General features: G+C 71.2%; 11 protein-coding genes and 1 riboswitch. Of the genes, 6 read left to right on the top strand and 5 right to left on the bottom strand.

Translation table 11 applies throughout. The features are described from left to right. Window positions 1-16: 16 nt before the first annotated feature. Entirely contained in the window at window positions 17-982 is a 966-nt protein-coding gene (locus QEZ54_RS09750) for an NAD-dependent epimerase/dehydratase family protein (protein WP_281304193.1), read from the bottom strand. 72 nt (window positions 983-1054) lie between these two features. Then, window positions 1055-1139: riboswitch (ZMP/ZTP riboswitch) on the top strand. Window positions 1140-1172: 33 nt separating this feature from the next. On the opposite strand from QEZ54_RS09750, the gene QEZ54_RS09745 reads away from it, so the two are divergent. Both QEZ54_RS09745 and QEZ54_RS09740 read left to right on the top strand, forming a co-directional pair. Further along, on the top strand, window positions 1173-2330 hold the full coding sequence (locus tag QEZ54_RS09745) for a phosphoribosylaminoimidazolecarboxamide formyltransferase (RefSeq protein WP_281304192.1): 1158 nt from the start codon (window positions 1173-1175) through the stop codon (window positions 2328-2330). 101 nt (window positions 2331-2431) lie between these two features. Then, window positions 2432-3088, top strand: coding sequence for a TIR domain-containing protein (locus QEZ54_RS09740; protein WP_281304191.1), 657 nt, complete (start codon window positions 2432-2434; stop codon window positions 3086-3088). 67 nt (window positions 3089-3155) lie between these two features. Here the strand turns inward: QEZ54_RS09740 and QEZ54_RS09735 are convergent, their stop codons facing one another. The 3 genes from QEZ54_RS09735 to QEZ54_RS09725 all read right to left on the bottom strand — a co-directional run bounded on the left by QEZ54_RS09735 (window position 3156) and on the right by QEZ54_RS09725 (window position 7444). Further along, entirely contained in the window at window positions 3156-4514 is a 1359-nt protein-coding gene (locus QEZ54_RS09735; protein WP_281304190.1) for a family 43 glycosylhydrolase, read from the bottom strand. 65 nt (window positions 4515-4579) lie between these two features. Beyond that, window positions 4580-5188 carry a C39 family peptidase gene (locus tag QEZ54_RS09730; RefSeq protein WP_281304189.1) on the bottom strand — a complete coding sequence of 203 codons (609 nt, stop codon included), beginning with the start codon at window positions 5186-5188 and terminating at the stop codon, window positions 4580-4582. 150 nt (window positions 5189-5338) lie between these two features. Further along, complete coding sequence (locus tag QEZ54_RS09725; RefSeq protein WP_281304188.1) at window positions 5339-7444, bottom strand: cellulase family glycosylhydrolase; 2106 nt, start codon at window positions 7442-7444, stop codon at window positions 5339-5341. A gap of 205 nt (window positions 7445-7649) precedes the next feature. Here QEZ54_RS09725 and QEZ54_RS09720 point away from each other — a divergent pair, with 205 nt between their 5' ends. The 3 genes from QEZ54_RS09720 to QEZ54_RS09710 all read left to right on the top strand — a co-directional run bounded on the left by QEZ54_RS09720 (window position 7650) and on the right by QEZ54_RS09710 (window position 9463). Then, window positions 7650-8666 (top strand): LacI family DNA-binding transcriptional regulator, encoded by a 1017-nt coding sequence (locus QEZ54_RS09720; RefSeq protein WP_281304187.1) that lies wholly within the window; start codon window positions 7650-7652, stop codon window positions 8664-8666. A 63-nt stretch (window positions 8667-8729) separates the two neighbouring features. After that, complete coding sequence (locus QEZ54_RS09715; RefSeq protein WP_281304186.1) at window positions 8730-8897, top strand: hypothetical protein; 168 nt, start codon at window positions 8730-8732, stop codon at window positions 8895-8897. A 74-nt stretch (window positions 8898-8971) separates the two neighbouring features. Next, complete coding sequence (locus tag QEZ54_RS09710) at window positions 8972-9463, top strand: DUF3253 domain-containing protein (protein WP_281304185.1); 492 nt, start codon at window positions 8972-8974, stop codon at window positions 9461-9463. Between the two features lie 11 nt (window positions 9464-9474). On the opposite strand, the gene QEZ54_RS09705 is transcribed toward QEZ54_RS09710, so the two are convergent. Next, window positions 9475-10524: a LacI family DNA-binding transcriptional regulator gene (locus QEZ54_RS09705; RefSeq protein ID WP_281304184.1), complete on the bottom strand. Its 1050-nt coding sequence runs from the start codon at window positions 10522-10524 to the stop codon at window positions 9475-9477. Window positions 10525-10868: 344 nt separating this feature from the next. Here QEZ54_RS09705 and QEZ54_RS09700 point away from each other — a divergent pair, with 344 nt between their 5' ends. Beyond that, the gene (locus QEZ54_RS09700) at window positions 10869-12188 is read left to right on the top strand and encodes an extracellular solute-binding protein (RefSeq protein WP_281304183.1); all 1320 of its coding nucleotides are present in this window, start codon (window positions 10869-10871) and stop codon (window positions 12186-12188) included. The last annotated feature ends 37 nt before the right edge of the window (window positions 12189-12225 follow it).

Raw genomic sequence — 12225 nt, 5'->3', positions numbered from 1 at the left:
GGGCCCACGGTCATCGTCAGGACCGGGCCGTCCAGGCGGCCAGCAGTTCGGCCTCGCGCTGCCCGGTGAGCAGCCGCTCCGGCAGTCCGACGGTCAGCAGGTCGCGGGCCGACTCGACCACCGGCCGGGTGACCAGGCCCGCGCCCGCCGCGGCGGCCGGGTCGGCGGCACCGGCCCAGTAGTCCGCGGCGATGCCGTCGCCCCACAGCGGCAGGGCGTTGCTGTCGACGCCGTGCTCCAGCAGGAACGCGTCCTCGACCCAGACCAGCTCCGTGCCGGCGGGCGCGAACTCGCGGGCCAGGTCCTCCAGCAGCTCCGCCAGCGGCACCGACGCGGTCACGGTGTGGAAGACCCCGCCCCGGCCCAGCATGGAGGCCATCCAGGCGGCCTGGTCGCGGGCGTCGATGACCTGCGTCGGCAGCGCCGGGTCGCCGGGGGCGAGGACCCGCCCGCCGCGAGCCAGGCGCTGCGCCCAGTAGCCGAGGCGGCCGTACGGGTCCCACGGGCCCACTACGTACGTCGGCCGGACGATCAGTACGTCGGGGCCGAACAGTTCCCGCGCGCGCCGCTCGCACAGCACCTTCATCGAGCCGTAGGTCTCGGCCGTCACGGCGACGCCCTCGATCGGGCCGGTGTGCTCCAGCAGCGGGGAGTCCTCGGGATAGCCCGGACCGGACGGCGGCGCGTACGCCGACACCGACGACACGAACGTGTAGTGGCCGCCCCGTCCGCCGAGCGCCTCGGCCAGCGACGTGATCTGATCCGGGTGGAAGCCGACGACGTCGACGGTGGCGTCGAACTCGTGCCCGGCCAGCACCGACAGGTCTTCATTGCGGTCGGCGAGCAGGTGGGTCACCTGCGGGAACAGGTCGGGGTTGGTGCGGCCCCGGTGCAGCAGCGCCACCTCGTGCCCGGCGGCCAGCACCGCCTCGGTGAGGTGGCGCCCGACGAACTTCGTACCCCCGACGATCAGCACACGCATGCCGCGATCGTAGCCAGGAACGGGACGCGGCACGGTGCCCGGAATCCGAGCGTGGTCACCACCGGTATGCTCTGGTCCGGCCGCGACTGGCGAAGGTGGAGGACCACCGGGGAGCGGCTGCTGTTCCGCGTGCGCGTCGACCGCCTGGGCGCCTGCGTCAGTGATGTCCGCTGACCCAGGAGGCCACGACGTGGATCTACGCTACGGAACCAACCCGCGCCAGCAGGCGGCCACCGCCGCCCCTGTGCGGCCCGGCCGCTGGCCGGTCCGGGTGCTGCACGGCAGCCCGTCCTACATCAACATGCTCGACGCGCTCAACGGCTGGCAGCTGGTGCTGGCGGCCAGCCGGGCCCTGCGCCGACCGGCCGCCGCGTCCTTCAAGCACGTCTCGCCCGCCGGAGCCGCGGTCGCGGGGCCGCTCGACGATGTCGTCGCCGGGCTGTACGGCGTCAACCCTGCCGGCGTCGGGGCGCTGACCAGCGCCTACCTGCGGGCGCGCGACGCCGATCCGAAGTCCTCGTACGGCGACTTCGCCGCCGTCTCGGAGCCGGTCGACGCCGAGCTCGCCGACCTGCTGACCGGGGTGGTCTGCGACGGCGTCATCGCCCCGGGCTACGCCCCCGGCACCGTCGCGACGCTCAGCCGCAAGAAGGGCGGCCGGTTCCTGGTCATGGAGGGCGACGAGAGCTACCAGCCGCCGCGGTACGAGGGACGCGAGGTCTTCGGCCTGCGGCTGACCCAGCAGCGCGACGACGCGCCGCTGTCGCCCGCGCTGCTCGACGACGTCGTGTGCGGCGCGCTGACCCCGGCGGCCGCCGACGATCTCCTGCTGGGCCTGGCCGTGCTGCGGTACACCCAGTCGAACTCCGTGTGCTACCTGCGCGACGGGGCCACCCTCGGCATCGGCGCAGGCCAGCAGTCCCGCGTCGACTGCACCCGCCTGGCCGGGGCGAAGACCGACACCTGGTGGCTGCGGCGCCACCCGGCGGTCCGCACGCTCGCCTTCCAGCCGCACGTCCGCCGCCAGGAGCAGATCAACTGGCAGATCCGCTTCATCGAGGGCGACCTCACACCGGACGAGAGCGGGCGGCTGGCGGCGGTGCTGTCCACGCCCGCCCCCGAGCTGAGCGCCGAGCAGCGTACGCAGTGGCTGGCGGGCTTGACGCGGGTGGCGTTCGTCTCCGACGGCGCCCTGCCGTTCCGTGACAACGTCGACCACGCCCACCGGCACGGTGTGGAGTACATCGCCGAGCCGGGCGGATCGATCCGCTCCGGCGAGGTGGCGGACGCGTGCCGCGAGTACGGGATCGCGCTGGCCCGGACCGGTCTGCGGCTGTTCCACCACTGAGGACACCGGCACCCGAGGTGTACTGGTCGCGGTCTCACACCTGTGGGGTTGTGCGTACAACCTCACAGGTGTGAGCGCTGGCAGCGACTACCATGCCGGGCATGAGCGGACGCGTCTTCCTCTGCTTCAGCCGCCAGCACGACGCCGCCTACGCCTCCCGCCTCGCGGCGCACCTCGCGGGCACCGGGCTCCTGCCCGTCTACGACACGCAGCCGATGTCGGACACCTGGTGGTCGACCTACACCCAGGCGCAGATCGACTCGTGCGACGCGGTGGTCGTCGTGATGACGCCGGAGTCCGGACAGGATGGGTGGGTGGCCCGGGAGATCGAGCACGCGCGGCTGGGCGGCAAGCCGATCGTGCCGCTGCTGCTGCGCGGCAGGCCCTTTCGCGACCTGGGGGCGCACGGCCATGAGGATGTGACGTCCGGCGGCATGCCAGGCCCCGATCTCGTGCGGCGGCTCGGGGCGCATCCGGGACCAGGCGTCGTGCCGGAGCCGTCGGCATCGGGTATCCATGTGCCGGTCGTCAAGGCCGGGCTCGCGACCGCGATCGGCATCGAGGTCAGGGGAGGCGCGTTCTTCCCGCTGATCAAGCCGGGCACGGCTGTGCCGTGCCGCCACTCGGAGACGTTCACCACCGCCGAGGACGGCCAGGCAGACATCGGTGCAGTCGACTCACCGCTGGTGGCCGGAGGGCACGAGGGTTCTGCATGCTCTCACCCGGCGGCGTCCAGCCGACCTGGCAGCGGAGCTTGAACAATGATCGGGCCGCGTGCCGTCGCGCTCGAACGGCTGCCACGGCACCCGGCCCGATCAGTGCCGGCTAGGCCACCTCGATGTAGTCCAGCTCGGCCCAGCGGGACAGGAACGTCAGGCGAACCGTGTTCCAGCCCGCCACCAGGTTGACCCCGACCGGTGCCTGCCGCCAGGTCTCCCAGCCGGTGTTGGGGTAGTTCACGGTCACCGGCGAGCCGCCGTTGACGGTGAGCGTGTGCTGGGCGTCGCCGTAACCGGCCGAGTAGGCGACATAGACGTTGTAGCCGCCGGCACGGGGTGCGAAGACGCTCAGCTGGACCCAGCTGTCGGCGTAGTCGATGCCTGCCACGACCTGCCCCTGCGAGGCGCTGGTGGTGTTGCGTACGACGCAGTGGTTGAGCGTGCCGCGCTCGGTCTCGGTGCGCACCCGGCTGCCCCGGACCACCGGGAAGCCGCCGGCCCAGCCCAGCGCCGCGACGTACATGCCCCGGGCGGAGTAGTTGTTGATCCAGCCGTGGAACACGATGGAGTCCCCGGCGGCGTCGCGGACGATGTCGGCGCCGCCCGGCCCGCGTACGGTGCCGTTGACGCTGTCGGTGGTGATCAGCGACCGGTACGCCTTCGTGTACGGCCCGGTCAGCGCGGCCGACGTCGCGTAGCTGGTCTGGTAGCCGTCGCCGCCGTAGCCGCCGAGGGAGTAGAACAGCACGTACTGCGTGCCGACCTTGGTCAGCACCGGGGCCTCGATGACGCCGGCCTCCTCGGCCCGGCCGCTGCGCAGCAGTTCCACGCGGGCGCCCTGCAGGGTGAGCCCGTCGGCGGCGACCTGCTGCAGCCACAGGCTGGTGGGCTGGCCGATGGCGTTGCCGTCGTCCTTGTAGAGCAGGTAGCGCACGCCGGTGCTGTCGGTGAAGCTGGAGGCGTCGATGTCGCCGCCCTCGCCGCCGTTGCAGACCAGCGGCTGGGTGCCGACCGGCGTGAACGGGCCGACGGGGGAGGTGGCCAGGGCCGCGCCGATGCACTGGCGGCCCACGCTGGTGCTGCGGGCGGTGTAGTAGAGGAGATACCTGCCGTCTGCGCGGCGCGACACGTCGGGTGCCCAGGTGAGGCCGCCGCTGGCCCAGGCGCCGAGAGCGGGCAGCGCGTTGCCGCGGCGGGTCCACGGCCCGGTGAGCGAGCCGGCGGAGGCGACGGGCACGTTGCCGTTGCCGTTGTTGGTGGAGTAGGCGTAGTAGACGCCGTCGAACTTGACGACGTCGGGATCGGGGAAGTCGCTGCCGATGACCAGCGCGGGTGCGGTCGTGGCGGCGATCGACACGTCCGCGGCGGCCGCCGGGGAACCGGTGAGCGGGACCGAGGCGAGGGTCGCGGCGGCGGCCGCGAGGGCGAGCCACCGGGTGATGCGGGATGATCGGGGGCGGAGCATCGAGCCTCCTCGAATGGGCGGGACGGGGAAGAAGTACATCGATAGAAGCAAGTCTATCGAATTGTTCAGGCCGTGTAGCCGGTCGTGCTCCATACCCACCAGGACAGGTTGGCCAGGCTCATCGTGTACCGGTGCCCGCTGCCCAGGGCGACGTCCTCGATGACCGCGTACGCGCCGGAGTTGGTGTAGCCGACGACGGTCAGGTAGTGGCCGCCGGGGTAGTTGTGGTAGACGCCCGCGGTGTCGGTGCGGCCGCCGCGCACGTTGAGGACCAGGGCGTAGTTGCGGTCGACGTCGAAGACGATGTCGTACTTGAGCAGGTTCTGCTCGGCGGCGCTGTTGCTGTTGACCACCTTGTGCTCGTACCAGCCGTTCACGTTGGCGTAGCTGTTGAGCACGCGCATGACCTGGGTGATCGAGTCGGTGCCGGCGGTGTCGGTCGGCAGCTTCGAGGCAAGCGAGCTCTGGCTCGGGGCGTAGCCGCGCTGGGTCAGGGCCAGCCGGGTGGCGGCGGGGCCGCACCAGTACCCGGTCTGCTGGGCCTGGAAGGAGTAGGTGGTCAGCGTCCTGGCGGTGGCGGCGTGCGCGGTGTCGACGCTGGTGAGGCCGATGGTGGCGGCTGCGGCGACCGACAGCAGGGTCGCGAGGGCTCCGCGGCGGAGGGTGTGCGCCATGGAACTGCCTTTCTGATTCGACTGTACCGATGAAATGTTTCTACATTCAATGGTGTCGAATTGTGGGCAGTCAAGATCACGGATGTGCCGAGTTTCGCGCGCACGGCGACGGCGGGCCGGGACCAGCCCGACCCGCCGTCCGAGAGTGGATCAGCTCAGGGAGCCGGTCACGTTCCCGCCCGACTTGGTGACGTAGTACGTCACCCGGGTGCCGCTCCAGAAGTGCAGCGTCAGCGTCACCTTCGCGCCGTCGTTGAAGTCGTTGAACAGCTCCGGCTTCAGCACGATCGTGTTGGCGGTGTAGTTGGGCGTGAACGTGTAGTCGAACTCCTTGAACGACGTCCAGTTCTGCGGCCCGGCGTTGCTGCCGTCGGCGTACTTGGCCTCCATGGTGGCCAGCGTGTCGCCGCGGAACTGGGTCGGGATGGCGAACGAGCCGGTCGTGCCGGTCGCGGCCGACACCGTCGGCGGGTCGTACGTGACGAAGTTGATCCGCCACGGCACACCCTGCGAGAACACCACCTGCACCGAGGAGTTCACCCCGTACGCCCGGCTGCCGTGCAGGCGCGTCAGCGCCGCGGCGGTGAACGTCAGCGTGCTGCCCGAGACCGTGTAGTCGCTGCCCTGGGCCAGGTTGGTGCTGCCCTGCCGGACCGCCGTCACGGTCGCTCCGTTGAGGTTCAGGGTCACCGACTTGGCGCCGATCGTCGCGGTCTTGGCGGTGAACACCTGGTCGGTGTCGGCGGTGCCGGAGCGGGTGGTCCAGCTCGACTTGATCTGGGCGATCAGCTCCGGGTCGCTCCACACGAGCGAGGTGCGGCCGAGGTGCTGGCCGTTGTCCCACAGCATGGTGGTCAGCTTGCGGGTCTTGGCCCAGTAGCCGAAGTACTCGAAGAACTTCAGCTTCTCGCCCTGCTCGATGGTGCCGGTGCTGCGGTCGAAGCCGAGCAGGCCGTACTCGCCGACGATCACCGGGATGTTGCGCGACACGAACGAGTTGTAGACGCGGTCGAAGCTGTCGGTCACGTCCTGCTGCGTGGTCGCGTCGAACTTCGTGTACCCGGCGATGTTCACGCTGAACGGCCAGAACCCGTAGTAGTGCACCGTGGCGGCCAGGTTCGGGTCGTTGACACTGGTGAACGTGCTGAGCAGCTCGTCGATGCGGGGCTGGTCGCTGGAGGTGTGCAGGGTGGGCAGCACCAGCAGCCGGGTGGCGTTGCCGCCGCCGGAGGCCCGCACGATGGTGCGGAACGAAGTGTTCAGCTCGCTGAGCAGGCTGGCGTTCTGCGCGTCGCCGGAGCTGCCGGTGAACTGCGGCTCGTTGATGCTCTCCAGCACCAGCTTCGGCGACGAGGCCTTGAAGGCGCTCGCCAGCTGCGTCCAGATCGCCTTGTACCGGTTCAGCACGTTGTCGTGGTCGCCGGGCATGTTGGCGATCCACTCCCACGAGTCGTGGTGGATGTTCACCATCACGTACAGGTCGGCGGCCAGCGCCCAGTCGACGACCTGCTTCACCCGCGCCAGGTACGCCGCCTCGATGGTGTAGCTCGGCGCCCCGCCCTGGTGGTGGCCCCAGGTGACCGGGATGCGGATGCTCTTGAAGCCCTGCGCCTTGATGTTGTTGATCAGCGCCTGGGTGATGAGCGGGTTGCCCCACGAGGTCTCGTCGGCGCCGGTGGCGTCCAGCGAGTTGCCCAGGTTCCAGCCCGGCTGCATCGCGGCCACCGTCGCCATCGCGTTGCCGGTCGGCGGCGGGCTGGTGGACGGGCTGACCGACGGCGACGGGCTGGCCGAGCGGGACGCCGACGGCGACGCGCTCGGGGAGCCGACCGCACCGGTGCAGGCCGTGCCGTTGAGGGTGAACGCGGTCGGCGCGGTGTTGGTGCCCGACCACGAGCCGTTGAAGCCGAACTGGACGTTGCCGTTGGTGCCGATCGCGGCGTTGTACGACATGTTGGTGGCGGTGACCGTGGCCGCGGGCTGCGTGTAGCTCGCGTTCCACATGCTGGTGACCTTCTGGCCGTTGGCGTACGTCCAGACCAGGTTCCAGTTGTTGACCGGGTCGCCGAGGTTCGTGATGACGACGTTGGCGGTGAACCCGCCGGTCCACTGATTGGGGACGGTGTAGTCGACCCGGCAGCCGGCAGCGGCGTACGCGCTGGTGCTCAGGGTGACGCCGACGGCGGCGAGCAGCGTCACGGCGCTGCTGAACAGGGCGACCTTCCATCGGGCAGATCGCGGCAGAGGTTGCGTCATGGCCTTTCCTCGGTACGGGACCGCGCGAGGTGGCAGCCGCCCGGAGGCCGCCTCGCCGCGCAGTGACGATGGCGGATAGGTCAGACACTAAGTTGTGCGTTCAAACTATTCAACTCCGGGACGGCCACCGGTGCTGGCCGCGCGGCCAGCGACCCCGCTGAGGCGGTGACGGTATGCTCACCGGTGGTTGGACTGGGGAGGGTGGATGGCACGTCAGCCCACGATGGCGGACATCGCCCAGCGGGCTGGTGTCTCCCGGGTGGCCGTGTCGTACGCGCTCAACGGGCGCCCCGGGGTCTCCGACGAGGTCCGGGCGCGGATCGTGCGGATCGCCCGCGAGGTCGGGTTCAGTGCGAACGGGCCCGCGCAGGCGATGCACGGCGCGGCGGTGCCCGCGGTCGGGCTGACCATGCGCCGGCCGTCGGCCGCCTTCCACATCGAGGTGTTCCGGCGCGAGCTGATCAGCGGCGTGCAGTCGGAGCTGATGACGCGGGGGATGGGCCTGGCGCTGCAGTTCGTCGACAGCCTGGACGCCGAGATACAGGTTTACCGCAGGTGGAGCGCCGACCGCCGGGTCAGCGGCGTGCTGCTGTGCGACCTGGTCGCCGACGACCCCCGGGTGCCGCTGCTGGAGAGCCTGGACCTGCCCGCCGTGGTGGTAGGCGGCCCGGTGAGCGGTCCACGTCTCAGCAGCGTGTGGAGCGACGACGCCACCGCCGTCGCCGAGTCGGTGCACTACCTGGCGGCGCTGGGCCACCGCCGCGTCACCCGGGTCGGCGGACCGGCGGAGATGCTGCACACGAAGCTGCGCAACGAGGTGTTCCTGGGCGCCTGCGCCGAGTCCGGGGTCGACGGCGCGGTGCTGGCCTCCGACTACACGGGCGAGGCAGGGGCGCAGGCGACGCGTCGCATCCTCAGCGCCCGGGCCCGGCCGACGGCGATCTGCTACGACAACGACGTGATGGCGGTGGCGGGCCTGGCCGTGGCCGCCGAGATGGGCCTGGCCGTGCCGGGCGACCTGTCCCTGGTGGCGTACGAGGACTCGCCGCTGTGCCAGGTCGTGCATCCGCCGCTGACGGTGCTGCGGCGCGACATCGTCTCGTACGGGGCGCACGCGGCCCGGCTGCTGTTCGACGCCGTGGCCGGACTGCCCGCGCGGACCGTGCTCGACCACGTCGCCTCGCTGGTGGTGCGCGAGAGCACCGGCCCGATCCGGGCCTGACGCCAGGCGCACGCCGCCTCGACGGGGAAGTGTGGACGGCGTGCGGACGGGTACATCGGCCTCATGAGCATCTACGAGCCGCGTTCCGGTGATGGATCCGTACCCGCAGAGGATGACGCGCTCCTGCGCCAGCCTTCCGACGACGTCGTCGATGATCCCGATCTTGCCAAGCGACCCGAGGACGAGCCCGGGCGCGCGGACGGCGGGCGTGACGAAGCCCGCGAGGACTGACCCGCCGGCGACCCGGGCGGACGGCCCCGGCCACTCGCCGCCCCGGCGGCGACCCGGCCGAGGACAATGGGGGTATGCACCCGGACGGCGATCATCCGAGGACGGCGGACGGCCACTACCTGATCGTCTCCGGTCGCCGCTGGCGGACCACCGATCCGGCCATCCCCGAGCCGCTCCGTCAGGAACTGGTGCACGAACTGATGGCGGCTCGCCGACTCGTCCGCAGTGATCCGCAGGCGGGCCGTCGGCGGGTGCAGGACGCCAAGGTGGCCCTGGGCGAACGGGGCGACCCCTGGTGGGAGCCCACGCCCGAGGGCTCGCGGGTGCGGCTGGCGGCGGCCATGCGTGCGCTGCTGCGGCACCGTCGCCCCGAGGCCACGATCTGCCCCAGCGACGCGGCCCGGGTGGCCGGCGGCGACTCGTGGCGCGGCCTGCTGGGCGTGGCCCGCGAGGTCGCCGGTGAGCTGTCGCGAGCGGGGGTCCTGTCCGTTCGCCAGCACGGCGTCGAGGTCGACGCGGCTGCCGCGGTGGGCCCCGTTCGCCTGGCCCGCGGGCCGCAGTGGTGAGACCGGCGCGGTCAGGCGTCCGGGCGGGCGGCCCGTCGGCGCGGGGCGGGCGGCGGGGGAGCGGTGCTGCCGCGCGGGCTCAGGTGCGCGGGCTCGTCGTGCACGTCGGTCACCGGCTTGCCGTCGATCGCGGCCAGCAGCAGCCGCGCGGCGTGCGTGCCGTACGCCGAGATGTCGCGGGTCAGCGCGGTCAGCGGCGGGTGCACCAGGCGGCAGATCGGTGAGTCGTCCCAGGCGATGATCGACAGGTCGCCCGGCACGGTCAGGCCCATCTCGCGCGCGACGGCCAGCCCCGCGATCGCCATGATGTCGTTGTCGTAGATCAGCGCGGTGGGGCGGTTGGCGGAGCTGAGCAGGCGGCGGGTGGCGCGGGCGCCGTCCTCGCCGGTGTAGTCGGTCGGCACGGTCACCGCGCTCTCCAGGCGCAGCTGCTCGGCGAGGCGGGCGAAGGTCTGGCTGCGGATCGCGGTGTGCGACAGCTCGGGCAGCCCGCCGACGCGGGCGATGCGCCGGTGCCCCAGCGCGGCGAGGTACTCCACCGCCTCGACCAGGGACACCCCGTCGTCGGACCAGATGCTGGCCAGGGCGCCGCTGGCGGCGGGCGGTCCGATGACGACAGCGGGCAGGCCCAGCCGGGTCAGCGCCTCGATGCGCTGGTCGCCGTCGCGCACGTCGCAGACCAGCACGCCGTCGACGCTCCGGTCGCTCCACCAGCGCTGGTAGACGGCGATCTCCTGGTCGCTGCCGGAGACCATCTGCAGCAGCAGCGCGTATGAGTGAATCGACAGTTCGGCCTCCAGGCCGCTGACCAGCTCCATGAAGAACGGCTCGACGCCCAGGGTCTTGGCCGGGCGGTGCAGGGTCAGCCCGACGACGTTGGACGGCGCGCCGGCCAGGGCCCGGGCGGCGCTGTTGGCGCGGAAGCCCAGGGTGTCGGCAGCGGCCAGGATGCGGCTGCGGGTGGCCTCCGAGACGCCGGGCTGGCCGTTGAGGGCGTAGGACACGGCGCCCTTGGACACGCCGGCGGCTTTTGCCACGTCGGCGATGGTCGGTCGTTTCACGGAGGCCCTCGTATCCCGTCGCGGCGTGCCGCCTGAACTTTCTCGGTTCACCAATCGTACCGCAGCGGCGGGTCGGGAAGAGGCGCGCGGTCGCCCGGATGCGGTCGCGCCGAGCGGGTGGGGCAGCCAGCCACGGCTGCCGGAAAGCATTGCCGCAGATGGGAACCGCTGACCGCAGGTGGAGCCGGGGCGGCTTGGCGGGCTCGCGTTGACAGGTGTGAAACCCGGTCGTAAAGTCTGGGCACTTACTCGGTTCAGTAAGTGCGTAAGTTCGACTGACGAGCAGGGACGTCGCGGCCGCACCTCGGGCCCCAGCAGGCGTTTCTGGAGATGGAGTTGTTGACATGAAACGACGTGCGCTCGCCGCGGTGCTGCTGTCAGCGGCACTGCTGGCCGCGGGCTGCGGCGGCGGCAGTGGTGCGGGCCCGGCCGACGACAGCGCGCTCTCCCCGGCGGACCCGGCCAAGGTCTCCGGCGACATCACCGTGCTGACCAACCGCACCGACCTGGTCACCGACGGGACGATGCAGAAGTACGCGGACCTGTTCAAGAAGGACTACCCGAACGTCACCGTCAAGTTCGAGGGCATCACGGACTACGAGGGCGAAGTCAAGATCCGGATGAACACCGACAAGTACGGTGACGTCCTGCTCATCCCGAACTCCGTCGTCACCACCGACTACCCGAAGTTCTTCGCCTCGCTGGGCGACGCCGCGGCGATGGAGGCCAAGTACACCGCCGCCGGCACCGGCAAGGGCAAGGTGGGCGGCAAGGTCTACGGCCTGGCCGGCTTCTCGTTCATCAACGGCTTCGTCTACAACAAGGACGTCTGGACCGCCGCCGGGGTCACCGAGTGGCCGAAGACGCCCGCCGACTTCCTCGCCGCCCTGCAGGCGATCAAGGCGAAGACCGGCGCGACGCCGTACTACACGAACTACAAGGACGGCTGGCCGCTCAGCTCCTGGTCGTCGGTGCTCGGCTCGGCCACCTGCGACGCCAAGGCCAGCGACAACCTGCCCACGTCCGACCCGTGGGCGGCGGGCGGCGACCTCAACGCCGGGGACACGCTGCTGTTCGACATCGTGAAGAACAAGCTGTCGGAGTCCGACCCGACGACGACGAACTGGGAGGACTCGAAGGGTCTGCTGGCCACCGGCAAGATCGCCACGATGTGGCTGGGCTCGTGGTCGCTGGTGCAGATGCAGGACGCCGCCAGGAAGGCCGGCAAGAGCCCCGACAGCATCGGCTACCTGCCGTTCCCGGCCCAGGTCGGCGGCAAGTTCTGCTCGGTGGTGGCGCCGGACTACCAGTCGGCGGTCAACATCCACTCGCCGAACAAGGCCGCCGCGCGGGCGTGGATCGACTGGATCCTGGAGAAGTCCGACACCGCCGCGGTCAACCAGGCCGTGTCGGCGCTCAAGGGCGCGCCGCTGCCCAGCGCGCTGAAGCCGTTCACCGACGCCGGCGTGCAGTTCATCGACCTGGCCCAGGTCAACGCGGCGAAGGTCAGCGAGATCGACAACCTCTCCGAGGTCGGCATCGGCAAGCCGGAGTACCGCCAGCGCCTGATCGACGTCGCGCGCGGTGCCGCCGAGGGCGACCTCGCGGGCATCTTCGCCGACCTCGCCAAGCGCTGGTCGGAAGCGGCCAAGAACGTCGGCTGACCGATCCCGTACGTGGTGCGGGGGCCGACCGGCCGAA

The organism is Catellatospora sp. KI3 (assembly GCF_029948125.1).
Classification (GTDB): Bacteria; Actinomycetota; Actinomycetes; order Mycobacteriales; family Micromonosporaceae; genus Catellatospora.
The sequence above is the reverse complement of the archived record's forward strand: the minus strand, read 5'-3'. Positions and strand labels throughout refer to the sequence as shown.

Coding starts and splice junctions, on each gene's coding strand:
- QEZ54_RS09750 (WP_281304193.1), bottom strand. CDS start 982: ATGCGTGTGCTGATCGTCGGGGGTACGAAGTTCGTCGGGCGCCACCTC.
- QEZ54_RS09740 (WP_281304191.1), top strand. CDS start 2,432: ATGAGCGGACGCGTCTTCCTCTGCTTCAGCCGCCAGCACGACGCCGCC.
- QEZ54_RS09735 (WP_281304190.1), bottom strand. CDS start 4,514: ATGCTCCGCCCCCGATCATCCCGCATCACCCGGTGGCTCGCCCTCGCG.
- QEZ54_RS09730 (WP_281304189.1), bottom strand. CDS start 5,188: ATGGCGCACACCCTCCGCCGCGGAGCCCTCGCGACCCTGCTGTCGGTC.
- QEZ54_RS09725 (WP_281304188.1), bottom strand. CDS start 7,444: ATGACGCAACCTCTGCCGCGATCTGCCCGATGGAAGGTCGCCCTGTTC.
- QEZ54_RS09720 (WP_281304187.1), top strand. CDS start 7,650: ATGGCACGTCAGCCCACGATGGCGGACATCGCCCAGCGGGCTGGTGTC.
- QEZ54_RS09715 (WP_281304186.1), top strand. CDS start 8,730: ATGAGCATCTACGAGCCGCGTTCCGGTGATGGATCCGTACCCGCAGAG.
- QEZ54_RS09710 (WP_281304185.1), top strand. CDS start 8,972: ATGCACCCGGACGGCGATCATCCGAGGACGGCGGACGGCCACTACCTG.
- QEZ54_RS09700 (WP_281304183.1), top strand. CDS start 10,869: ATGAAACGACGTGCGCTCGCCGCGGTGCTGCTGTCAGCGGCACTGCTG.